This is a genomic window from Acinetobacter sp. BIGb0102 (genome assembly GCF_003815055.1).
Classification (GTDB): Bacteria; Pseudomonadota; Gammaproteobacteria; order Pseudomonadales; family Moraxellaceae; genus Acinetobacter; species Acinetobacter vivianii.
In genome coordinates, this window is record NZ_RKQE01000011.1 from 532849 (window position 1) to 557030 (window position 24182).

The following is a 24182-nucleotide window of genomic DNA, read 5'->3' on the forward strand; positions in this document are numbered from 1 at the left end:
ATTTTTAAACAGGAGCAGATCTAATGTCTCAAGAGCAATCAAAATTTCCCTATTTAGCGGTGGGTATCAGTATTTTACTCGGCTGTTTATTTCTGGTGTTTTTCTTTCTGGCAGTGAGTAATCAACCTGATTATATGCCTTCACAACAAAAGCAGAATTCAACTCAAGCACAGCATTCTAGCCATACCCATCAATAGTTGATGCCACGTTTATTTAGTTTATTACTAAGTATTTGTTAGCAATTTTTTGTCTTGATTTCTTGGTTAAATGAATGCCGATTTTAAGTTTTATGTTGATAGGATGAGACAAATCAGGAATAGAAAAATACCCTGATTCATGGTAATCCTAGTTGAGTAAGAAATGAAAATAGCTCAGCTGAGGGCGACGCAATGGATAATTCAGAACAAACGGTTCATAAACAAGAAAATAATGGCTACGCGAGAATTGAGCCTTATACCCAGCCCGCAGGCGGATGGGGAGCATTGTTGAGCGTGGCTCGCAATCTTAAACGACAAGATATTCTTAAAAAAGGTTCGATTACTTTACTCAATATCAATCAGCCGACAGGTTTTGATTGTCCCGGTTGCGCTTGGCCTGAGAAAAAGGATGCGCATGCCTTTAACTTTTGTGAGAACGGTGCCAAAGCCGTTGCCTTTGAAGCCACCAGTAAGACCGTTACGCCAGAGTTTTTTGCCCAGCATACAGTGAGCTGGTTGGCAGAGCAGAGTGATTTTTATCTGGAAGATTTGGGGCGTTTAACCGACCCAATGCGCTATGATCCTGTTACCGATAAGTATGTGCCGATTTCTTGGGACGATGCATTTCAACTGATTGCCAAACATTTACAAGCCTTAGACCATCCTGACCAAGCGGCTTTCTATACTTCTGGTCGTGCCAGCAATGAAGCAGCATTTTTATATCAACTCTTTGTCAGAAGCTTTGGAACCAATAATTTCCCAGACTGTTCTAATATGTGTCATGAAACCACCAGTGTCGGTTTAAAAGATGCGATTGGTTTAGGTAAAGGGACGGTGATTCTGGATGACTTCGATCAGGCCGATGCGATCTTTAGTTTCGGGCATAACCCGGGCACCAATCATCCACGTATGTTAGCAACCTTGAGAGAGGTCTCAAGACGCGGGGGGAACATTGTTGCGATTAACCCGATCAAAGAACGTGGTCTAGAGCGCTTTCAAGATCCGCAAGCGCCTCTGGAAATGATGACCAATGGCAGTACACCAATCAGTCGCTATTACTTCCAGCCAAAAATTGGCGGTGACTACGCGCTGATGTTTGGGGTAATGAAGCATTTACTGGAGTGGGACAAAAAAGCCCTTGCCAAAGGCGAGCATAGTGTTTTTGACCGCAGTTTTATTGAGATGAATACCATCGGTTTTGATGAAATGCTGGCGGAGATTGACCGTACCGCATGGTCTGAAATCCACAAGCATACTGGACTTTCAGCCGAGCATTTAGAATCGATTGCCAAGATGTATCTGGATGCGAAAACGGCTATTTTCTGTTGGGGAATGGGGATTACACAACATCGTCATGGTACTGCCAATATTCATATGTTGGCCAATTTAATGCTGGCGCGTGGACATATCGGACGGCCAGGTTCGGGGCTTTGTCCAGTGCGTGGGCATAGTAATGTGCAGGGCGACCGTACCATGGGTATCAATGAAAACCCAAGTGATAAGCTACTCGATAGTATTGATCGCGTATTTGGCATCAAGTCGCCGCGTAAACATGGTTTTGGCGTGGTCGATACCATCAAGGCGATGTACGAAGGTGATGTAAAAGTCTTTATTGGCCTAGGCGGTAACTTTGCCGTTGCAACGCCTGATACACCTTATACCCAAGAAGCTTTACGCCGTTGTAATTTAACCGTCAATATTACCACCAAGCTAAATCGTAGCCATCTGGTGTGTGGGCAGGATGCGTTGATGTTACCTTGTCTAGGACGTACCGAAGTGGATATGCAGGTGCATGGACCTCAAGCGATTTCAGTAGAAGATTCGATGAGTAATGTGCATCTTTCAGCGGGACGTAATCCACCGATTTCTGAAAATATTTTGTCTGAACCCGATATTGTGGCACGCATGGCGGAAGCAGCATTGCCTGAGAGTCATGTGAAATGGCGCTGGTATATTGAAAGTTACGATCGTATTCGTGACTCGATTGCCGATGTTTTTGATGAGTTTCATGACTTCAATCAACGGGTTTATCAACCGAGTGGTTTCCATTTAGAGCATCCAGCCAATCAGCATGTCTGGAATACCCCAAGCGGTAAGGCACAATTTTTGATTACGCCATTGGCCGAAGTATATGAGGATGAAGAAAACCAGTATGCCGCAGCTTATAGTGAGCAACAAGTTTATACCTTGATGACCACACGTTCGCATGACCAATACAACACCACATTATATGGTTTGGATGACCGTTACCGCGGTGTATTCGGGCAACGTCGTGTACTGTTTATGAATCAAGCGGATATTGATGCAGCAGGCTTTGAGGCTGATCAGTGGGTTGATATCGAAAGTGTCTTCTCGGATGGGGTTAAACGGATTGTCCATAGTTTCCGGATCGTGCCTTATAACATCCCGCAAGGCAGTCTGGCGGCTTATTATCCTGAAACCAATCCATTGGTGGCATTGGGTAGTCATGATAAATACGCCAAAATTCCGGCATCAAAAAGCATCCCTGTGATCTTGCATGCAGGTCAGGCGCCTGAGCATTTTAACTTAGCGGTTGCAGTCGATCCTGAACATGCCAATGAACGTGTGGGTGGCGTCTAGTTGCGCGTCTAAGTAAAGAGGTCAATTGTGGATACCAAAACACGCGGCTATGAAACGGTGCAAGTGCATCGTTTCCATCAGGATCATTCTGAAGATGAAATGGATTATATTGTTCAGGAGTATCCTGTAGCACTGATTTATAATGGGATTTCTCATGCGGTCATGATGGCAACGCCATCAGACCTTGAGGTATTTGCCAAGGGTTTTAGTCTTTCGGAAGGGATATTACAAAGCTTAAACGAGTTGTATTCGCTTGAAATTCGTCACAATGCATTAGGCATTGAGGTCGATATGACGATTTCATCGCGTGCATTTATGGCTCTCAAGGAACATCGCCGCATGATGGTAGGGCGTACTGGCTGTGGTTTATGCGGGATCGAGAGCTTAAAGCAGTTTTATGCCGATCTACCTTTGGTGAGCAGCAAGGTTTCGTCCTTGTGGCTCAAGCAAATTCCAAATGCCATTGCTCAACTGAAAGCCCGACAAAAAATTACTGAACTCACTGGTGGTGCGCATGCTGCGGCGTGGGTGGTACAAGGGCAAATCGTGGTACTGTTTGAAGATGTCGGCAGGCATAATGCTTTAGATAAATTACTTGGTCATCTGGCGGAGCAAAAACTGAATGTTGCCGAGGGTTTTGTGGTGATGACCAGTCGCGCCAGCTATGAGCTAATCCGCAAATGCGCACAATATAATATTGGGCTATTGGCAACTATTTCCGCACCTACCAGTATGGCGATTGAAATGGCAAAGCAATTAAATCTCACCTTAGCCAGTTTTTGCCGTGGTGATAGCTTTGTTTTGTATACGCAATAATAGTAAAAAATTGTGATTTGTTTGATCTCTAATGCATTGATTTGTGTAGGATATGAGCATTAAGTTTTTTTATTCCCAAATATTATGAATATACCTTTAAGACCTCAGCCTGTGATCAACAATCTTTCAGGTGAAAATGCTTTATTTATCGTACTTGGAATCAATACCAATCCTGATCATTCAGGGGTGATAGATTTTCTCGCTAATTTCTCAGCGTTGGTCCGCAGTCTAACCAATCGTTTTCCAAACAGTAATTTCAGTGCTTCGGTGGGGATCGGCTCAAATGCTTGGGATTTGCTGTTCCCAGATTTAAATAAGCCGAAAGAACTGGCACCATTTCAAGAGATCAAAGGGCCGAGACATACTGCGGTCGCGACAACAGGTGATTTATTCTTTCATATTCGTGCCAATCAAATGGCAATTTGTTATGAACTTGCCTCAATTTTGCATGAGCAATTAAAAGAGGATACCTATCCAATTAGTGAGACCAAGGGTTTTAGATACTTTGATGGTCGCGCGATTATTGGCTTTGTGGATGGGACTGAGAACCCTGAGCATGAAATTGCCAAAGAGATTGCTTATGTCGGTCAAGAAGATGCCGAGTTTCTGGGCGGTAGTTATGTGTTTATTCAAAAGTATTTACATAATATGGAAATGTGGAAGGGCCTAAGCACTGAAGAACAAGAAAAGGTGATTGGTCGAAAGAAATATGATGACGTCGAGCTTGGCGATGATGTCAAACCACAAAGCGCACATAATGTCGCAAGTAAGGCACATGATGCGGATGGGAACGAGCTTAAGATCTTAAGAGCCAATATGCCATTTTCCAATCCAACAGAAGGAGAATATGGCACCTTCTTTATCGGATATTCACGTTCTTTTAATATCACCAAAACCATGCTGGAGAATATGTTCTTGGGCAAGGAAACGGGGCATATCGACCGGTTACTCGATTTTAGTACTGCAGTTTCAGGCAGCTTATTCTTCGTTCCAACCTTTGATTTTCTCGAAGATTTAGGCGAGTAATTCAGAACCGCTGAAATGAATGCGTTTATTTCAGCGGGAAATATTTATGGAGTGATCAGGTATTGTTGCAACTGGGTTCGGAATTGATATGGGATACGACCTGATTTTTGTGTACTGAAATCGAAATACACCTGAACCGCTTTACCACGCGCAACGCAATGCTCATTTTGCCAAGCTTCATGTGCAACAACGAATGAAGAATTTCCAATCTTTTCAATCCATGTTTTGATTTCGATATCCGCGCCGTAATAGATTTGGGCAACAAAATCGACTTCTACCCGTGCCAGAATCAAAGGCAGATTTTTGATTTCCATGCTTGGGTTGAATAGGCGGAAAACTGGTTCACGCGCAGTTTCAAACCAACCTGTGATGACAGTATTGTTGATATGTCCGAAAGCATCGGTTTCATAGAATCTGGGTGTAATCGAAAGTGTAAACATAGATGAATGGTTATTTTCTTATTTAAACTCAAATACTATAAGGGCTGAATCTGTAAAAATCAGCCCAAATAATCGACTTAAGCGTTTACGAAGCCCGAGATAACCCACCACCTAAAGCTTTATAGAGTTCGATCTGGTTATTTAACTTGGTTTGTTCCAGCATCAATAGACCTTGCTGAGCTGCATAAGCAGAACGTTGCGCATCCAACACGGTCAGATAACTGTCAATGCCTGCCCTAAAGCGAGCCGTAGATAATTTGTAGGTGGTATCAGTTGCAGCAACCAAACGGCGTTGAGCACTCAAACGATCTTCAATATGGGCACGGGCAGCAAGGGCATCATTGACTTCACGAAAAGCGGATTGAATGGCTTTTTCATAGTCGGCAACAGCAATTTTTTGCTCTGTTTCAGAAATTTTAATATTGGCTTTACGCGTTCCCCAATCAAAAATCGGAAGATCAATACTTGGCCCAACTGACCAAGAGAATCCTCCTGATTTAAATAAATCCTTGAGATCTGTCGATGCATATCCCGCTGAACCTGTCAGACTGATGGTTGGGAACATGCGTGCTTTCGCTGCACCAATATTTGCACCAGCAGCAAGCAGCTGATATTCAGCAGCTTTCAGGTCCGGACGATTATTGAGTAAATCACTGCTTAAGCCTGTTGTAAAAGTGCTTTCAGCACTGATATTTTTCACGGCATGATTCGGCAGGAGATTTTGAGGCACCGCTTGACCAGCCAATAGATCCAGTAGGTTTTGTGCTTGTGACACTTGAGTTTTATAGGTTGCGACATCATTTCGGGCGGTTTCAACTGAAATCTGTGCCTGTCGTAATGGAACTTCACTATCAATCCCGACATCAAAACGTTTTTTGTTGAGATTATAGGAATCGAGTTGTGCTTTTAAGGTCTGCTCAGCCAGATTTAAATTGGCCTTTGCATAGGCATAATTCAACCATGCTTGGCTGACCTGACTCACTAAACTAATTTGAGTAGCATCTCTAGCACTTTGGGTGGCAAGATAATTATTCAGCGCTGCATCTTTTAAACTTTGTACACGACCCCAAAAGTCTAACTCATAAGCAGTTACGCCAAGGCCGACTTGAAAGGTGGAATAAGGATTATTCGGGTTTACAGTAGGGTTAACCTGTCTTACAGCACTGCCAGTCGCACCAATGGTCGGTAACTGGTCATTCTTGCTGATTTGATATTGTTGCTGTGCACGTTGAATATTCAGCGTTGCTGTACGTAAATCACGATTGTGATTTAAACTGATTTCAATCACTTGTAATAAGCGTGGGTCAGAAAAAAATTGTTGATAACCTTGATTGGCAATCGAAGTTCCAGTTGTGGTTTGGGAAAAGGTTTGTGGAATATCCGATTGAATCGCAGGTTTTGGTGCCTGCATATTCATACACGCCGTCAAGGCAATTGAGAGCGTAGAGACAAGCAAGCCACGAGATAAGACAGTCGCTTTAGACATGGTCTTCTCCAAATAAGATAAGAATAAATGCAGAGGAGGAGGCAGAGGAAATCCGTTGATTCCCTCTGCGAAATGCCATTTAAGATGGATTTTTTTGCTTCGAAGAAAACAGCTTTTCAACTGCGCCTAGAATGAAGATGAAGAACACGGGTACAAAGAAGATTGCCAAAATTGTCGCTGAAATCATGCCGCCAAATACACCTGTACCTAAGGCATGCTGTGTTTCTGAACTGGCACCCGAAGCGATCACCAGTGGAATCACACCACAGGTAAAGGCCAGCGAAGTCATCAAAATCGGGCGTAAACGAAGTTTAGCTGCGGCAACGGTGGCCTCGACTAAACTCATGCCTTCTTCTTTCAGCATCTTGGCAAATTCGACAATCAGAATCGCGTTCTTGGCGGATAAACCAATAATGGTAATCAGGCCAATTTTAAAGAACACATCATTCATCAAGCCTCGAGACATAATCGCAACGATGGCACCAAAAATACCCAAAGGCACGACCAGCATCACTGAAAGCGGAATTGCCCAACTTTCATAAAGCGCAGCCAAAACAAGGAATACCACCAGCATAGAGAGTGCAAGTAAGAACGCCATTTGTGACTCAGATTGTTTTTCCTGTAAGGAAATACCTGTCCATTCATAGCCGATGCCTTTTGGCAATTTGGCAATCAGGTTCTCCATTTCACGCATGGCATCGCCGGATGACGTATCAAAGTTCGGGATACCTGCAATACTTAACGATGGGCGACCGTTATAGCGGTTATATTGCTGTGGTGCTTTATTCCATTGCGGTGTGACCACTTCTGATAAAGAGACCAATTGACCATTTGAACCCATCACTTTCAGATTCAAAATATCTTTTAATTGCATTCGTGATTTGGCATCGACCTGAACAATGACTTGTTGCATACGTCCCTGATTTGGGAAGTCATTGATATACATCGAGCCCATTGACGTTGAAATGATGTCCGAAACGTCAGAGAATTTCACACCAAGAACATTCAATTTCGCACGGTCAATTTTTAAAGAAATATTGTCACCTTGCGGTAAGCCTTCATTCCAAACCATATAGAACTTTTTATTCTTGGCTGCCATTTCCATTAACTGGTCTTGTGCAGCTAACAGCGCAGGCATACCCAGATTCGCACGGTCTTGTAAGCGTAAGCTGAAACCGGCAAATGTCCCAAGTTCATCAATGGCAGGTGGAAGCACCGCCATGGTTGCACCTTCTTTGCTATGTGCCATTGTCTCATTGACGCCGTTAGTCATTTCGCTGGCACTTGAGGTACGCTCTTTAAAATCTTTGAGCGTGGTAAAGGCAATACCTACGTTTTGACCTGCACCACTGAAACCCCATCCCATAATGGTGGTATTACTTTTGACATTCGGATTGTCTTTTAAACTGTTTTCAAACTCATTGACGACACCTCGCGTTCTTTCAGCAGTGGCATCAGAAGGCAACTGGAACGAAGTCAGGAACCAGCCTTGGTCTTCTTCTGGCATAAAGGCGGTTGGCCAGTATTTCATGCCTGCAAAAGTAAGACCTGTAATGACCACAAAAATCGCCATCATTGGAACGCTATGCTTGATCACTTTCAGCAGGATCAATTCATACTTTTTAGTAACTTTATCGAAGCTTCGGTCAAACCATGCAAAGAAACCTTTCTTTTGATGATGTCCATCAATCGGTTTAAGGATAGTCGCACATAATGCAGGGGTCAGGATCAATGCCAATAATGCAGAGAACAGAATCGACACTGACATGGTTAAGGTAAATTGTTGATAGATAATGCCGACCGAACCACTGGCAAATGCCATCGGTAAGAATACCGCTGCCAAGACCAAGGTAATACCAATAATCGGGCTGGTGATTTCCTTCATGGCTTTGGATGTCGCTTCTTTCGGTGGCAGACCTTCAGTTGCCATAATCCGTTCGACGTTTTCCACCACCACAATTGCATCGTCGACGATAATCCCGATGGCGAGCACCATACCAAACATGGTCAGTACGTTAATCGAGAAGCCTGCCATGAGCATGACTGCAAAAGTACCCAACAGCGCAATCGGTGCAACAATCGCTGGAATTAAGGTATAGCGGACATTGTGCAAGAATAAATACATGACAATGAACACTAGCACCATGGCTTCAAGTAAGGTATGAATTACTTTTTCGATTGAAATCTTAACGAAAGGCGCCGTGTCGTAAGGAATACTGAATTGCATGCCTTCTGGTAAATTGAGTTTTAATTCTTCAATTTTTTCTCTGACACCTTCAGCCGTTTTTACTGCATTGGCACCCGGACTGAGCTGAATCGCAGCAGCCGTTGCAGGTTTACCATTTTCTAAAATTGCAAAGTTATAGGCTTGGGAACCCATCTCCACATTCGCAACGTCAGACAGTTTAATAACACTACCGTTGGTCTTACTTTTGAGACTGATATTTTTAAATTGTTCAACATCGCCCAATTGACCTTCGGCAGATAAAGGAATTGTAATCAATTGACCTTTGGCAGCAGGCAGATCACCCAGTCGACCGGGTGCAATCTCGACGTTATTTTCTCGGATCGCATTATTGACATCACTAATCGACAGGCCGTAAGACACCAGTTTGTTTGGGTCAACCCAAATCCGCATGGCTTTTTCAGCACCGAAGGATTGAACTTTACCTACGCCTTCAACACGTTTCAGTTCTTCGACCACGTTACGGACCAGATAATCACTCACGTCAACTTCGGAATATTGTCCATTCGGTGAGTTAATCCCAACCAGCATCAGGAAGCCTGATGAAGAAGCCTCAACTTGTAAGCCTTGTTGGCGAACCACTTGAGGTAAACGTGCTTCAACAGCCTTGATCTTGTTTTGTACATCGACCTGTGCCATTTCAACATCGGTACCCGGTTTAAAGGTCGCAGAAATTTGAGCTGTACCAGAGGTATCTGTAGTCGCGCTATAGTAAAGCAGGTTTTTAACCCCAGATAATTCTCGTTCGATCAAAGTCACAACGCTGTCATTGATCGTTTTGGGAGTTGCGCCTGGATATACCGCAGTAATGTTGACTTGAGGTGGTGCCACACTTGGAAAGCGGGCAATCGGTAATTTGGGAATACTAAGGACCCCAAATAAAATAATGAAAATCGCAATCACCCATGCAAACACAGGGCGGCGAATGAAAAATTGTGACATCATCATTGGGCTCCTTGTGTTGCAGGTACTTTCCAGTTGCTGATTTCAAGTTTTTGATTGGGCTGAATACGGTCAATACCTTCTACAACCACTTTATCGCCTGTTTTCAGGCCTTTATTGGCAATATAGAATTGATCATACTGTTGACCCAACTCAATTGGGCGAATCTCTGCTGCACCTTTGGCATTGATCACATAGACTTGCGGCTCGCCATTGATATTACGTTGTACCGCTTGCGCAGGAATCAATAAAGCTTGAGGGATCGAAGCACGGTTAATATTGACACGCACATACATACCCGGAAGTAATTTTCTTTCAGGATTATTCACTTCGATACGAATGGTGACATCGCCAGTTTCTGGATCAACATTGATGTCTTCAAAGAGCATTTTGGCTGTGACGTTATAGGCTTGACCATGACTATTTGAAATACGTACCGTTTTTTCATTATTGGCAGACAACTCTCCACTTTGTAGCGCAGCCTGTAAACGTTCGTATTCACCAATCGACTGTTTTACATCGACATACACCTTGTCAATTTGCTGTACGGTTGCCATGGTGTTGGCGTCACCTTGGCTGACCAAAGCACCTTCGGTCACAAATGACTGTCCAATACGACCCGAAATCGGAGCGCGTACCGTAGCATATTGCAGATTCAGGTTTTGACGGGTAAGTAGCGCTTTCATCTGGGCAACATCGGCTAAGGCCTGACGATATTCAGCTTGTGCATTACTGACTTCTTGCTTACTGATCGCATTGCTTGGCAGTAATTGTTCATAACGTTCCAACTGAACTTTTAAACGTACCACTTCCGCTTCAGCTTTATTGAGGGAAGCTTTGTTGCTATTCACATCAGCCTGAAAAGTTTCCGCGTTAATTTTATAAAGTGCCTGGCCTGCTTTAACTTCACTGCCTTGTTTAAATAGCACTTTTTCAATAATACCGCCAACCTGCGGACGGATCTCGGCAGTACGGAAGGCCTGTACACGTGCGGGCAAGTTTTCGCTAAAGTTAACTGCTTGTGGTTGAAGACTTAACACGCTCACTTTGGCAAGCGGTGTTTCAGCAGGTTTTGCCTCGTCAGAACCACAGCCTTGTAGCACAAGCCCGATGGATAAAAATAATGGAAGTAATAAACGCTTTTGCATTCTGTCCGACCTTGGGAGTTTTTGATGCTGACATTATTTTCCTGCTTTGTGTAACCAACATCAGGGAAGTGTGGAAAAAGTGTGGAGATCGACAGATAAATCAGCGTATCATGCAAAATGACCGTAGTTATTCGATGATTGATTCATGTTTGAAGCCTCATTTTCTTTTGATTGCCGTGATAAGCAGATTCTCGTCGTAGAAGATGAGTACGATATTGGCGATATTATTGAGCATTACTTAAAACGTGAAGGCATGCAGGTGCTTCGAGCCATGAATGGTAAACAAGCAATTGAAATTCATGCTGCTCAGCCGATTGACCTGATTCTGCTGGATATTAAATTACCTGAATTAAACGGCTGGGAAGTACTGAGCAAAATCCGCCAAAAAGCCCAGACTCCCGTCATTATGCTGACTGCACTGGATCAGGAAATTGATAAGGTCATGGCATTAAGAATTGGTGCAGATGATTTTGTGGTTAAGCCTTTCAATCCCAATGAAGTGGTCGCGCGGGTGCAGGCTGTTTTGAGAAGAGCACAACAAAATCAGCAAGCGCAAAATAAAAATCTGCTATATAAAAATATTGAGATTCACACGGCCATTCATAGTGTTTATGTTCATCAGCAAGATCGGAAAACCTTACTGAATTTAACTTTGACCGAATATAAAATCCTGATTCTAATGTTAGAGCACCCGCATAAAGTATTTACCCGAAGTGAGCTGATGAGTTACTGCTTACCCGATAGCGATGCTTTGGAGCGGACAGTCGATAGCCACGTCAGTAAATTAAGAAAAAAACTCGAGGAGCAGGGATTAGAGCAGGTCTTAATTAATGTCCGTGGTGTGGGTTATCGTTTTGATCATCCGCAAACGTTTTAATTTTTAGTTTCAGATATTCGTACAAGTCGTTTGAGAAATAACATGAAAAATAAGTCAGGCATTAGTAAACAGCTCTTTATCGCTTTAAGTATTGTGAACTTGAGCGTGACAATTTTTTCGATTTTTCTTGGCTATTTCATTTATAACTACGCGATTGATGCGGGCTGGCTGACTTTAAGTTCATTGCAAGACGACTGGACTGAATTCCATTTTGTTGACTGGATCTGGTTAGGAACCGTAATTTTTTGTGGTGCGGTGATTTCTTTAATCATTGGGATGTTTCTTGCTCAGCGTTTTATTAAACCCATTAATTATCTGGCGGAAGCTGCACAAAAAATTAGTCAGGGAGATCTTTCAGCCAGAGCAGAGGATAGCCAGATTCATTCCGCTGAAATTTCTGAACTCATGCATAATTTTAATAATATGGCGAAAAAATTAGAAAGTTCAGTCGAAAATGCCCAGGTCTGGAATGCTGCAATCGCCCATGAATTAAGAACTCCCATCACCATTTTGCAAGGACGTCTACAAGGTGTTCTCGATGGTGTGTTTAAGCCTGATGAAGCTTTATTTAAAAGCTTGTTAGGGCAAGTGGAAGGATTATCACATCTGGTGGAGGATTTGCGGACTTTAAGTCTGGTTGAGAATCAGCAACTCAGATTACATTATGAGGCTATTGATCTAAAAGTCCTTGCAGACAACGTATTGAAACTGTTTGAACATCGTTTACAGCAAGCAGGATTAGAACCTGTACTTGAGATTTCAACGACCCCAGTAAATTGTGACCAGCGCCGTATTGAGCAAGTTCTTATGGCATTGATTGATAATGCCATTCGCTATGCCAATGCTGGAAAACTGAGCATTTCTTCAAAATTAGTTGCAGATCATTGGATCATTCAAATCGCTGATCAAGGGCCTGGTATTGCTTCTGAATATCAGCAAGATTTATTTGATCCTTTTTTCAGACTTGAACAGTCCCGTAATAAAGAATTCGGTGGAACAGGGTTGGGTTTGGCAGTTGTGCACGCGATTGTCGTCGCTCATAAAGGGACGATTGAATACAGCAATCCTGCCAATAATAGTGTGTTTACTATTAAGCTGCCTGCAACATCGTCTTCTGTATAGATGACACCATTTTTGCTGTTTAAACAGAGCGAAGCTGGACAAATCCAAGCACGCTGATTTTATAATCATAAAAACAAATAAATTAATATAAAAATATTGGTTCTTATATTAAATCGTTTGCATATATTTAATGAGATCACTCATTTTTGTGATTGAGGAATTGTGAATAAAATTCAACGTTAAAAAATATAATGAATGATCTATAGGAAAGAAAATGACAGTACTCACACAACTTTCAGCCGCAATTGAAAGTGCTCCACGTTGGCATGAATATAAGAAACATCGTTTAGATACTGTACAGATTACACCTATCGAAGGTGCATTGGGTGCAGTTGTGACAGGTTTGGATGCCAGTAAACCTCAAAGCGGGGAAGTGATCCTCAAGCTGAAAAAGGCATTGCATGAACATTTAATTCTGGTTTTCAAAGCACAAGATCTAGAAGACAATGACTTACTGGCCTTTGCGAGTTATTTTGGCGGGATTTTCCGTCCACCAACAGATATTCCGGTATTGGCAACACGGAATGATACCAATGCACCACCCGATATTGTGCCTGTATCCAATGCGGTTGGAGAGGGCGATTATACTGGTCATGGAGAACTCACTCCACATAGTGACCATCATTGGACCCCACAGCCTTCTAGTGGATCTTTACTTTATGCAATTGAACTTCCAAAAGATGGCGGCGCAACCAGTTGGTATAACACTGTTCAAGCGTATGAAGACCTGGATCAGGAAACCAAAGACGAAATCGAAGGGCTGCAACTGATTACTTATAATCCATTCTTGCGATTAAAGGATAAAAGCCCGATTCCCAAATATCGCTTCTCTGATCAACCTGTATTAGGTGCTGCATTTCCCCATCCATTGGTCCGTACGCATTCTGAGAGTGGTCGCCGTGGTATCTATCTGGATGCACAAACCGAAGTGGAAGTTGTCGGGTATGACGACAAAAAGGGTGCTACATTGATTGAACGCTTAAGAGCGCACATTGTGCAACCTCAATATCGTTATGAACATCAGTGGGAAATTGGAGATATTGTTTATTGGGATAATCAGTTGACCTTGCATTCGCGGACCGCTTTTCCTGCCGAGCAACGTCGTTTACTGAAACGTGTCAGTTTGGCAGGTGCAAGACCATTCTAAAATGAAACTGAGCCAGTGAAAGCTGGCTTTTAATTTCCAGCTTTTGCCAATTCTGCTTCGATATAACTAATAATCATGGTACTTAGACCTTTGACCATTTCATCAAAGCTGATTTGTGGATTTGGCAAGATCAAGTGCCGTGCGACATTAAAGATACTACTATTAATGCTGATATAAGCAGTCACACTAAGATTATTCACTTTCAAATAACGAGGATGGCGAATCATATATTTCATCAATACTTCCATCAGCGCCATTTCGATCTGACCAATATATTTTTCGTACTTGAGTTCAGTCGCATAGCGAAGGCAAATCAGATAACGATCATCATCACGCGTTAGCAAGTCTCTAAAGGTATAGAAAATCATTTCGAATAAAGGTTCCAACTCTTGCTCGATAATGATGGGCGTGAGTTCTTTCACCATATCCAAAACCTCTTTGACAAAGGTTTTTGCCATCGCGTCATAGATTTCTTCTTTATTCTTGAAGTATTCATACAGCGAACCGACGCTTACACCTGCAATATCAGCAATATGCCGTGTGGTGGTGCCGCTGGTACCGTTGGTTGCAACTGCAATAAAACCTGCTTCAATAATGGTGTCTACGGTCACTTTCGAACGTGACTGACGTGGTTTACGTGTAGCCATAAAGTATTATTATTAAAATCCGAACATAACTTCAGATTAACATGTGCAGCAATTGGTTGAAAGTGCCAGTCCAGTAATCCGAACAAATAAAATTACAAGTTTTTTAGATTTGTTTTTAATCGTGTAATAAATAAGTTTTTCTGAAATGAAGGAATTCAATTTTTAGAAAATATTAATTTTTATTTTTAATTTAATATATTGAAAATTATATATAAAAATAGATCCGCATCATCATAAAAGATATTTTTAGAGCAAATTTCCTTTAAAGCTGATTTGTTTAAAATTGAGAAAAAACCATAAAAATTACCCGAATTGAATCCGAACATAAGATCGGTTTACAGTTGCTTTATACGAGGATCAGGTTCAAGAAAATCTCCCGAATATTTTTTCGTACTTTCCTGTCAGTTGGGACAGTCGAAAAGAGATGAACCAGACGAAAAGAATGTAAAAGGGCAAATGACGCTCAAGTAACTAGGTAGGTGTAGCCATGATTAGCAGCACATTAAGGAAAGGTTTAAGCTTATTTAAATCGAATCCAATAACTGAGCAAATCGATTTTGCGAGTAAAAAAAGTATTCCAATTCGTCATTTAGCAATCGGATTTGAAGGCAAGGAAGTTGATTTATCATTCTATATGAACAATCAATTCGCAACGATTTTTTTCGCTACGCTTTCTGTATTTTTAACTTATGGCGAAGATCTGGTGATTGAGACAGCACGTCATCACCGAGACTTACTCAAAGATCCTGTTTTAAAACAACGTGTCACTTCATTGATTGGACAAGAGGCGATTCATTCAAAATTACATAATGAATTTAATGATGCGATTGTTGAGCTAGATTATCCTGTAAAACTATATCGCTTTCTGGGCGAGCAATTCTTTGAATATATTTTCTTAAAATTTCCGCAACCTCTAAAACTTTCTCTCATGGCAGGGATTGAGCATTTCACCGCAGTATTGGCTGAATACATGATGGAGCATGAGCAGAACTTCTATTTCTCGGATGATGCCAAAACCCGTGCTTTATGGATGTGGCATATGCTGGAAGAGTCAGAGCACAAAGATGTTGCCTATGATGTCTATCAGACATTGAATGGTAATTATGCGTTACGTGTTTCAGGCTTCTTCTTGGCTTATTTCACGATTTTAGGTCTTATCCCGTTCTCAGCAACCTTGGTGCCTATTTTCCGTAAGCCACAAGAAATGCTCACTACAAAATTCTGGAAAGATGCACGCCGTGGAGTGAAGCTGATTTTCAGTCCGAAAGATGGCGTTTTTGGTAGTACTCAAGGCCGTATTTTTGATTATTTACGCACTGACTTCCATCCAAATGATCATGATGCTTCAGCTTATTTTGCCTACTATGAGAAGAAGCTTTTATCTGAGGGTGGTGCCTTACATCCATTCTTTGTAAAAGAGTTCACACCTAAAGTACAGGCAGCCTAATCACAGGATTGATCAAGGGCAGCAGAGCTTGCATTTGTATGGATATGTCGAGTTGGCAAAATCGCTCATGTGGATATGAGCAATTTGGTTCTAGTCATATTTGATCTGTGCACTATGCTGTCAGGAACTTACTTAATAAGTCGAGTACAGAAGGCTTATTAGGAGAAATGACGCAGCATTGACTTAAATTATTTAAGGGTTGAATCAAGTAAAATTGTAGAAATAATCTTATAGACAATTTTATTTTCAATCGATGTGCTGTTGTTGGACTTTTATTCTCTCTGGGGATCAAGCCATGGTTGCTCAAATGATTCGAAATGTCTTTTCAGACAAATTAAGTACGAAATATCAGGGGATTATTCAGAACCTAGCAAATAAATCGCCCATTCCAATTCGTCATTTTGACTTTAAGTTTAATCCGTCAGAACTAGATGAACGATTTTTCTTAAATAAAGAATTAGCAACCTCTTACTTTCATGCCTTATCCATTTTTTTGACCTTTGGTGAAGATGTGGTGATTGAAACGGCTCGTCACCATCGTGATTTTATTCATGATCCGATTTTAAAACAAAGACTGACTTCTTTGATTGGACAGGAAGCTATTCATTCAAAAATTCATAATCAGTTTAATGATGAAGTGCTGAAAGAAAATGGCTATCCAGTCGAGTTATTACGTGCGATTGCTGGAAAGGTGTTTGATTATGGGATCTATAAACTTCCACAGTCTTTACAGCTTTCATTGATGGCGGGCATTGAACATTACACGGCTGTGCTTGCTGAATTTATGATGCAGCATGAAGAATATTTACTTGGCTCACAAGATGAAAGACAACGTGCCATGTGGATGTGGCATATGTTGGAAGAGTCAGAGCATAAAGATATTGCCTATGATGTGTTCCTTGAGTTGTCTGGTGATTATTGGCTCCGAATTACAGGTTTCCTGTTGGCCAGTTTGACAATTTTAGGGGGTGTTTCACTGGGTGGCTATCTGATGCCATTTGTACGGAAACCAAGCAATCTGATTAATCCTCGCTATATGAAGGATATTGTGGAGAGTACCGCGTTGTTATTCGGTAGTGAACGTGGCGTGTTCGGTAGCAGTTTCATGCATATTCTTGAGTATCTGCGTCCAAGTTTCCATCCCAATGACCATGATACGACAGCGTATATGGCGTACTACAAAGAGCGTTTACTGAATCCTGAAACAGGATTATTAAGCCCTTATTTCCTTAAAGAGTTTGTGCCACCTGTACGTGCAGCTTCTGCATAACTTGGTCCAAGTCAATATGATATTGCTGGGAAAACAATGATGAGATTATTTGCTAAGAAAACCAAGCCAAGCCAAAAAGCATTTGCTGTGGTGACGGGTGCAGGAAGCGGGATTGGTCGTAGTTTTGCGCTTGAATTGGCGAAACGTGGCGGCACTGTGGTGTGTTCAGATATCAATTTAGACGCAGCCAAAGAAACTGTAGCGCAGATTGAAGCGCTTGGTGCGAAAGCATTTGCGGTGAAATGTGATGTTGGTAATGCCAAGCAAGTGGAAAAGCTGGCAGAACAGGCTGAGCAACTGATGCAACATCCAACCACATTGGTCATCAATAATGCCGGTGTTGGTTTAGGCGGCAAGTTTGATGAAACTTCGCTGGAAGACTGGAAGTGGGTCTCTGATATCAATTTATGGGGCGTTATTCACGGCTGCCATTATTTCGTACCTAAATTTAAACAGCTCGGTCGTGGTGCGATTATCAATGTTGCATCTGCGGCGTCTTATACAGCTGCACCCGAAATGACAGCCTATAACGTCACTAAAGCGGGTGTACGTGCATTATCGGAGACGCTTTCTGCCGAGCTTCGTAAACATAACATCAAGGTAAATGTACTCTGTCCAACGCTGGTGCCAACCAACATTATCAAGAATGGCAAAGTCCCACATAAAGGGATTCTGGACTATGCATTGACCAATCTGGCCTTTACCACCAGTGACAAGGTCGCAAAGCTGACGTTGGACCGTCTGGATAAAAATGAGCTTTATACCATTCCACAGATTGATGCCAAGTTATTCTGGCTCATGAAACGCACGGCACCAAATTTATATGCAAAATTTTTGGGCACATCATATCGATTTATGAAATAACCCTGATTAAGCAATAGAACTGAAAGAGTGAAATAAAGAGAGAACCTGTTGGTAATCAACTATTTCAGCTACATGATACAAAGGACATTTTAAATGACAGCTCAAGCAAAAAAATTAAATTCAGCTGAAGGAAAGGCTTTACCCTCGCACATTTACGATACTTTTATCGTTGGTGCTGGTATTTCAGGTATTGCGACAGCAATTCGTCTGGATCAGGTGGGGTATAGCAACTACAAAATTATTGAAAAAGCGACACGTGTCGGTGGTACATGGCGTGAAAATACTTACCCAGGTTGTGGCTGTGATGTACCCTCAGCGTTATATTCCTACTCATTTGCGCCAAGTGCAAAATGGAGTCACTTGTTTGCGCGTCAACCTGAAATTCTGAACTACTTAGAAGAAGTGAGTGAAAATTTTGGGGTGAACTCAAAAATCGAGTTTGGTACGGAATTGCTCAATGCAGCATGGGATAACCAGCGTAATCTCTGGGTGATTGATACCAATAAAGGACAGTACTTGTCTAAGACCGTGATTTTTGCAACAGGACCGATTACTGAAGCACAAATTCCAAAACTTGACGGACTGGAAACTTTTAAAGGTGAAATGTTCCATTCAGCTAAATGGAATCATGATTATGATTTGACAGATAAACGTATTGCAGTGATTGGTACAGGTGCATCTGCCATTCAGTTCGTACCGCAGATTCAGCCAAAAGCCAAAGAGCTGTATGTGTATCAACGTACTGCGCCATGGGTGGTACCAAAACCAGATACCGACTTGGGTGACGTCAGCAAAGCGCTGATTGAGAAGTTTCCATTGATTCAAAAGACTTGGCGTAAAACGGTTGCCCAGTCTCTGAATGCGATCAACTTTGGTTTACGTAATCCAGCGGTATTAAAACCTGTGGGTGAATTGGCAAAACTGATTTTACGCTTCCAGATTGAAGATCCTGAACTACGTAAAAATGTGACGCCGAACTTTACCATTGGCTGTAAACGTTTATTGTTCGCCAACAACTATTATCCTGCTTTACAACAACCGAATACTAAACTGATTCCACATGGATTGGTGAAGGTCGAAGGCAATACCGTTGTTTCAGCAAATGGTGAGCGTCATGAAGTGGACGTGATTATTTGGGGAACAGGCTTTGAGGTGTCTCATCCACCGATTGGCAAACGTGTTTCAAATGAAAAAGGTGAATGTCTGAATGATTTATGGAAAAGCAGTTCGCCAGAAGCCTATTTGGGTACCAGCATTGAAAATGTGCCAAATGCATTCTTGGTATTGGGGCCTAACGTACTGGTTTATGATTCATTTATTGGCTTGGCTGAAGCTCAGCTGGATTATATCGTAGATGGTCTACTTAAAATCAGAGACAAAGGCATTGCCAAACTCAACATTAAGCCTGAAGTGATTAAGCAGCATAATGAATTGGTACAGAAACATCTTAAAACCACCGTGTTTAATGCGGGTGGATGTAAGAGTTACTATTTAGATGCCAATGGTCGTAACTTTGCCGCTTGGCCTTGGTCGTTGAAAAAGTTGAAGCAACGTTTAAAACGTATGGACTTGAATGATTATCAAGTGACCTATCAGACTGAAAAAACTAACTGATTCTAGATCAATCATCAAAGAGCAGTAAATTTTATCTAAGGATGGAATTTGCTGCTTATTTTTTGCAAGATAGAAAGAAATATGGGGGGGAATAATGAAAGAAGGACAATCAAGCCGAACCGCGGAAGCGGCTGCTGCATTGCGTGCCAATCATTTTCAGAATGCCGCAGATCCTGTCTTTGCTGATCCTTTTGCATTCGAGCTAACCAGTAAAGGCTGGAAGGCATTGCTCAGCACGCCATTAACCGTCAAGCTAATGAATTCTTCCGTGTTTAACCGCACCTTGGGCTTATTAACAGGACAAGTGGTAGGACGTTCACGTTATGCAGAAGATCAGCTCTATGCAGCCATTGAACGTGGTGTCGAGCAATATGTCTTAGTCGGTGCGGGGCTAGATTCATTTACCTTGAGGCAGGCACAACAATTTCCTCAGCTCAAGATTTACGAAGTGGATCATCCTGATACCCAAGCCGAAAAACAAAATAAATTACGACAATTGGGAGAGCTCCCAGCGAATGTAGAGTTTGTTGCAATCGATTTTGAAAAAGAATCTATTGCAGACGCTTTGGCACGTAGTTCGCTGAAGCAAGATCAAGCAGCTTTTTTCTCGTGGCTGGGTACGACACATTATCTTGAACCAGAAACAACCCTCAATACCTTAGCCAGCATTGCAAAAATTGCTGCACAGGGAAGTGAAGTGGTTCTGGACTATTCAATTGATTATCGGGAGCTGGAAGGTATTGAACGTTTCGGAAGCTTATTTGTCTCCCAATTTACCCGATTTTTAAAGGAACCATTAAAAGGTCAATTTAGACCGAAAGCATTGCATCAAGCTGTTGCTGAAATGGGATATAACGTGATTGAAGATTTATCAGGTGATGGGTTGAGTGAGCGTTATTTTCATGCTCGTCCAGATCATATCCGTCATACCATTGCAACGCATATGTTGCACTTACAGTTAGCTTAGCGTGGATGAGCCAGAGGCAAGAATAAAAAAGCCCTTAAATGCACATAGGCACTTAAGGGCAGATGCTGCTGATGCTATGGATTAGCGGCGTTTATTATAAACGGCCATCGCTGCTGGCAGGTTTTTACGCATGTCGCTGATACGTTGTGTATTTGATGGGTGAGTTGACAAGAATGAACTGCCACCAGCGCCATCTAAGCGATTCATTTTTTCCCACAGGCTGATTGCTGCATTTGGGTTATAGCCTGCTTTTGCCATCAACATTAAACCGCCGTAATCAGCACGGCTTTCAAGGTTACGTGAGTAAGGTAGACCGATACCAACCTGACTGCCTAAATCAATTGCAGCGCCACCTAGATCACCAATGCTGTTGCCTGCATAAGATTTACCAATACCAATTGCAAGATTAGTTAAAGCTTGTGCACCGATTTTGCTCTTTGCATGTTCTTCTAAGGCATGCGTCATTTCATGGCCCATCACCGCTGCAATTTCGTCATTGGTCAGGTTGAGCTTATTAACAATACCTGTATAGAAGACCACTTTACCGCCTGGTGCAACATAAGCATTGACCGTATCAGATTTTAATACCGCAAGTTGCCAATCAAAACGTTGACCTGTCTGATTCATTTGATCCGCATAAGGCTTTAAGCGGTTGAATACGGTGTTGATACGTTGATATGTACTTGAGCTACTATCCAACTGGTTTTTAGCACGCGCTTCCTGAGTCATTTTTGAGAAACTTTGTGCTGATTGCGCGTTTAAAGTCGCGCTGTCCGCACCTGCCATATCTGCGAACGATGCGCAGCCAGAAATTGTCATCACAGTTACAGCGCAAAGGCTTAAAGCTAATTTCTTCATACTTATTCTCTCCAAATCAGTATCTTATGAATATAGTCATGATCATGGTGGATTATAAAAAATGTTTACACCAGTTAACATTCTGAATACCTCTATAATCATTGTAATTATGTAATCAGCAATTGTTATAAATTTTGATTTAAAACATAAAAGCCAGTGACAGTGCACTGGCTTTATAGCGATTAATCCGATCTTAGATCAAATTAATCTTCGTCATCATACTCATCTTCAGGGAAAGCATTTTCTTCCAAAGAAGCATCAAAGATTAAGATGGCTTTACCGTCAGTTTGAATCATGCCTTGATCTTCAAGTGTCTTGAGGACACGTCCAACCATTTCACGAGAACAACCGACAATACGACCAATCTCTTGACGGGTAATACGAATCTGACGACCATTTGGCAGAATCATTGCCTCTGGTTGAGCAGATAAGTCAATTAAACAACGCGCGATACGACCAGACACATCAATAAATGCCAGATCGGTCACTTTACGTGTGGTGTTTTTAAGACGGCGAACCAGTTGAGCAAACACAGCATAGCTTAAGTCTGGATATTGTTTACTTAACTCGTGGAAATTGTCGTAAGTGATTTCTGCGATTTCGCAGACATCGCGTGTACGTACTTCTGCGGTACGTTGAGGGTTCTTTTCAAAAAGCCCCATTTCGCCAAAGAAGTCGCCTGGATTTAAGTAGGCAACTACGATTTCACGTTCGTCATCTTCACGTAAGATAATTGACACTGAACCTTTTAATATTAAATACAGTGATTTTGATTCCGTTCCAGCGTCAACAATCGTGGTGCGTTTAGGATATCTATTAATATGAGCACGTTTTAGCAGCGCTTTAACTGATTCAGGTAGTTGACCTGGTGATAAAGCATCAGTGCTAAGTTGTGAAAAATTTGAAGTCATGCTTAAAATTTCCGAATTTGGATAAAACCGATCGCACAGACCCTTGAAAGAGCCTTTTCTACACAGAAGAGATGAAATTCCTTATCAACTCATTTTATGTTAGTGTACAAGAACAGAGTAAATTTATAACGTTTTTCGGGTAGTTGCAATGCAAACAAGTGTACATTGGTTAGAGAATGTTGCTTTTGAAGCAAAATCAGAAAGTGGCCACAGTGTGGTGATGGATGGTTCTGCCGAATATGGGGGTGAAAACCGTGGTCCACGTCCTATGGAATTGATTTTAATGGGACTTGGTGGGTGTGCTTCGTTTGATATTGTGACTATTTTAAAGAAATCTCGTCAAGATGTGACCGATGTCGTATGTCAGCTTAAAGCAGAAAGAGCAGATAGCATTCCAGCGGTGTTTACCAAAATTCATTTGCACTTCGTTGTGACTGGTAAAGCTGTGAAATCTAAACAGGTGGAAAAGGCAGTCGAATTGTCTGCTGAGAAATATTGTTCAGCCAGCAAAATGCTTTCTGATGGTGGTGTCGAAATTACCCACGACTTCGAAATTATTGAAGCTGCGTAAAGCTTAAACTATTAAGTTTTGCTAAAAAGTGATCTGTTTTGAACCGATCACTTTTTTATTTGTTGCTCTGTTTATTTTAAAAATAATTGTGGATCTACCCGAGCATTATTCAGGCTCATTCCCCAGTGTAAATGTGGGCCTGTTACGCGTCCTGTTTTACCGACCAGCCCAAGTATCTCACCTTGCTGGATGCGTTGGCCTTTCTCTACATTAATTTTGCTGAGATGGCAGAACATACTGATCAGCCCCTGACCATGATCAATCAGTACCGTATTACCATTAAAGAAATAATTGCCTGTTCCTACAACAACGCCATCCGCAGGGGCTACCACTTTCTGTCCTACAGGTGCTGGAATATCGAGGCCAGAATGTGGTGCGCGTTCTTCACCATTGAAAAAGCGTTTTCTGCCAAAAGAGTTGCTAAATTTACCTGCGGTAGGGCGGATGAAATTGGGGAAGCTATTCCAGTTACTTTGAGTAAATGAACTATAAATATCATTTTGTTCTTTTGCTTCACGTGCATAGCGGTCGAGCTGATCCTGATTAGGATTGACATAATCCTGATTCTTGACGTTTAAACGTTGTTCCGCATAACGGTATGGCGTTACTTCGATCTGAATCGGAGAAGCATTGGTGGTTAAGCTCAAACTGCCTAATGGCGCAGAAAGTGGAATACCAAACACGGCATATCGTTGTGCGCCTTCTTGTGTAATGAGTACAGGTTTTTGCTCATAAAACACTTGAGTGGTATTTGCTGTCAAGGGAATGACTGCAATCCCACCAGCGCGGCGAGAATCTTGTGGAAGTTGGGCAAATGCCGAATGAAGAGGAAGTAGGCAAGCTGCGCCAAGTAAAAATTTTTTTAAGTACATGAGCATCATTTTGAATCAACTAAAGTGTTAAGCTAAATCGTTCGGTCAAAAATCACAACAATGATTTTGTTCAGAATCGAATAGACAGAAAAATTATACAAAAGATACTTGAAA

The 24182-nt window shown here is 41.9% G+C and carries 21 protein-coding genes; 13 read left to right on the forward strand and 8 right to left on the reverse strand.

What is annotated here, in order from left to right; all coding sequences use genetic code 11:
- Positions 1–23 precede the first annotated feature (23 nt).
- The 4 genes from EC846_RS18230 to EC846_RS08720 all read left to right on the forward strand — a co-directional run bounded on the left by EC846_RS18230 (position 24) and on the right by EC846_RS08720 (position 4640).
- Positions 24–197 carry a cbb3-type cytochrome oxidase assembly protein gene (locus EC846_RS18230; RefSeq protein WP_148087538.1) on the forward strand — a complete coding sequence of 58 codons (174 nt, stop codon included), beginning with the start codon at positions 24–26 and terminating at the stop codon, positions 195–197.
- Positions 198–389: 192 nt separating this feature from the next.
- Positions 390–2798, forward strand: a complete 2409-nt coding sequence (locus EC846_RS08710; RefSeq protein ID WP_004772748.1) for an FdhF/YdeP family oxidoreductase — start codon at positions 390–392, stop codon at positions 2796–2798.
- 27 nt (positions 2799–2825) lie between these two features.
- Complete coding sequence (fdhD, locus tag EC846_RS08715) at positions 2826–3614, forward strand: formate dehydrogenase accessory sulfurtransferase FdhD (protein ID WP_123774898.1); 789 nt, start codon at positions 2826–2828, stop codon at positions 3612–3614.
- An 84-nt stretch (positions 3615–3698) separates the two neighbouring features.
- Complete coding sequence (locus tag EC846_RS08720; RefSeq protein ID WP_123774899.1) at positions 3699–4640, forward strand: Dyp-type peroxidase; 942 nt, start codon at positions 3699–3701, stop codon at positions 4638–4640.
- A gap of 44 nt (positions 4641–4684) precedes the next feature.
- Here EC846_RS08720 and EC846_RS08725 read toward each other — a convergent pair whose 3' ends face one another.
- From EC846_RS08725 to EC846_RS08740, 4 genes are all read right to left on the reverse strand, one after another.
- A complete protein-coding gene (locus tag EC846_RS08725; protein WP_123774900.1) occupies positions 4685–5080 on the reverse strand; it encodes an acyl-CoA thioesterase in 396 nt (131 codons plus the stop codon).
- Positions 5081–5165: 85 nt separating this feature from the next.
- On the reverse strand, positions 5166–6566 hold the full coding sequence (adeC, locus tag EC846_RS08730; protein WP_123774901.1) for an AdeC/AdeK/OprM family multidrug efflux complex outer membrane factor: 1401 nt from the start codon (positions 6564–6566) through the stop codon (positions 5166–5168).
- Between the two features lie 79 nt (positions 6567–6645).
- Positions 6646–9756 carry a multidrug efflux RND transporter permease subunit AdeB gene (gene adeB, locus EC846_RS08735; protein ID WP_123774902.1) on the reverse strand — a complete coding sequence of 1037 codons (3111 nt, stop codon included), beginning with the start codon at positions 9754–9756 and terminating at the stop codon, positions 6646–6648.
- Complete coding sequence (locus tag EC846_RS08740) at positions 9756–10901, reverse strand: efflux RND transporter periplasmic adaptor subunit (protein WP_123774903.1); 1146 nt, start codon at positions 10899–10901, stop codon at positions 9756–9758. Before EC846_RS08740 ends, adeB begins: the two co-directional genes overlap by 1 nt.
- 145 nt (positions 10902–11046) lie before the next feature.
- Between EC846_RS08740 and adeR the strand changes: the two genes are divergently transcribed.
- From adeR to EC846_RS08755, 3 genes are all read left to right on the forward strand, one after another.
- Positions 11047–11778, forward strand: a complete 732-nt coding sequence (gene adeR / locus EC846_RS08745; RefSeq protein WP_005258149.1) for an efflux system response regulator transcription factor AdeR — start codon at positions 11047–11049, stop codon at positions 11776–11778.
- Positions 11779–11820: 42 nt separating this feature from the next.
- Complete coding sequence (gene adeS / locus EC846_RS08750; RefSeq protein WP_123774904.1) at positions 11821–12900, forward strand: two-component sensor histidine kinase AdeS; 1080 nt, start codon at positions 11821–11823, stop codon at positions 12898–12900.
- Positions 12901–13114: 214 nt separating this feature from the next.
- Positions 13115–14047: a TauD/TfdA dioxygenase family protein gene (locus EC846_RS08755; protein ID WP_123774905.1), complete on the forward strand. Its 933-nt coding sequence runs from the start codon at positions 13115–13117 to the stop codon at positions 14045–14047.
- Positions 14048–14076: 29 nt separating this feature from the next.
- On the opposite strand, the gene EC846_RS08760 is transcribed toward EC846_RS08755, so the two are convergent.
- The gene (locus EC846_RS08760; RefSeq protein ID WP_004772738.1) at positions 14077–14694 is read right to left on the reverse strand and encodes a TetR/AcrR family transcriptional regulator; all 618 of its coding nucleotides are present in this window, start codon (positions 14692–14694) and stop codon (positions 14077–14079) included.
- 487 nt (positions 14695–15181) lie between these two features.
- Here EC846_RS08760 and EC846_RS08765 point away from each other — a divergent pair, with 487 nt between their 5' ends.
- The 5 genes from EC846_RS08765 to EC846_RS08785 all read left to right on the forward strand — a co-directional run bounded on the left by EC846_RS08765 (position 15182) and on the right by EC846_RS08785 (position 20856).
- Positions 15182–16141 carry a metal-dependent hydrolase gene (locus EC846_RS08765; RefSeq protein WP_004772737.1) on the forward strand — a complete coding sequence of 320 codons (960 nt, stop codon included), beginning with the start codon at positions 15182–15184 and terminating at the stop codon, positions 16139–16141.
- 295 nt (positions 16142–16436) lie between these two features.
- Positions 16437–17411 carry a metal-dependent hydrolase gene (locus tag EC846_RS08770; RefSeq protein WP_004772736.1) on the forward strand — a complete coding sequence of 325 codons (975 nt, stop codon included), beginning with the start codon at positions 16437–16439 and terminating at the stop codon, positions 17409–17411.
- A gap of 39 nt (positions 17412–17450) precedes the next feature.
- On the forward strand, positions 17451–18275 hold the full coding sequence (locus EC846_RS08775; protein WP_032810689.1) for an SDR family NAD(P)-dependent oxidoreductase: 825 nt from the start codon (positions 17451–17453) through the stop codon (positions 18273–18275).
- A 93-nt stretch (positions 18276–18368) separates the two neighbouring features.
- Positions 18369–19889: a flavin-containing monooxygenase gene (locus tag EC846_RS08780; RefSeq protein WP_005258105.1), complete on the forward strand. Its 1521-nt coding sequence runs from the start codon at positions 18369–18371 to the stop codon at positions 19887–19889.
- A 94-nt stretch (positions 19890–19983) separates the two neighbouring features.
- Positions 19984–20856 (forward strand): class I SAM-dependent methyltransferase, encoded by an 873-nt coding sequence (locus EC846_RS08785; protein WP_123774906.1) that lies wholly within the window; start codon positions 19984–19986, stop codon positions 20854–20856.
- 81 nt (positions 20857–20937) lie between these two features.
- Here EC846_RS08785 and EC846_RS08790 read toward each other — a convergent pair whose 3' ends face one another.
- A complete protein-coding gene (locus tag EC846_RS08790; RefSeq protein ID WP_004772729.1) occupies positions 20938–21714 on the reverse strand; it encodes a M48 family metallopeptidase in 777 nt (258 codons plus the stop codon).
- A gap of 203 nt (positions 21715–21917) precedes the next feature.
- Entirely contained in the window at positions 21918–22625 is a 708-nt protein-coding gene (crp, locus tag EC846_RS08795; RefSeq protein WP_004772727.1) for a cAMP-activated global transcriptional regulator CRP, read from the reverse strand.
- A 148-nt stretch (positions 22626–22773) separates the two neighbouring features.
- Here crp and EC846_RS08800 point away from each other — a divergent pair, with 148 nt between their 5' ends.
- The gene (locus EC846_RS08800) at positions 22774–23196 is read left to right on the forward strand and encodes an OsmC family protein (RefSeq protein WP_004772726.1); all 423 of its coding nucleotides are present in this window, start codon (positions 22774–22776) and stop codon (positions 23194–23196) included.
- A 71-nt stretch (positions 23197–23267) separates the two neighbouring features.
- Here EC846_RS08800 and EC846_RS08805 read toward each other — a convergent pair whose 3' ends face one another.
- Positions 23268–24068: a M23 family metallopeptidase gene (locus tag EC846_RS08805; RefSeq protein WP_047429153.1), complete on the reverse strand. Its 801-nt coding sequence runs from the start codon at positions 24066–24068 to the stop codon at positions 23268–23270.
- Between the last annotated feature and the right edge of the window lie 114 nt (positions 24069–24182).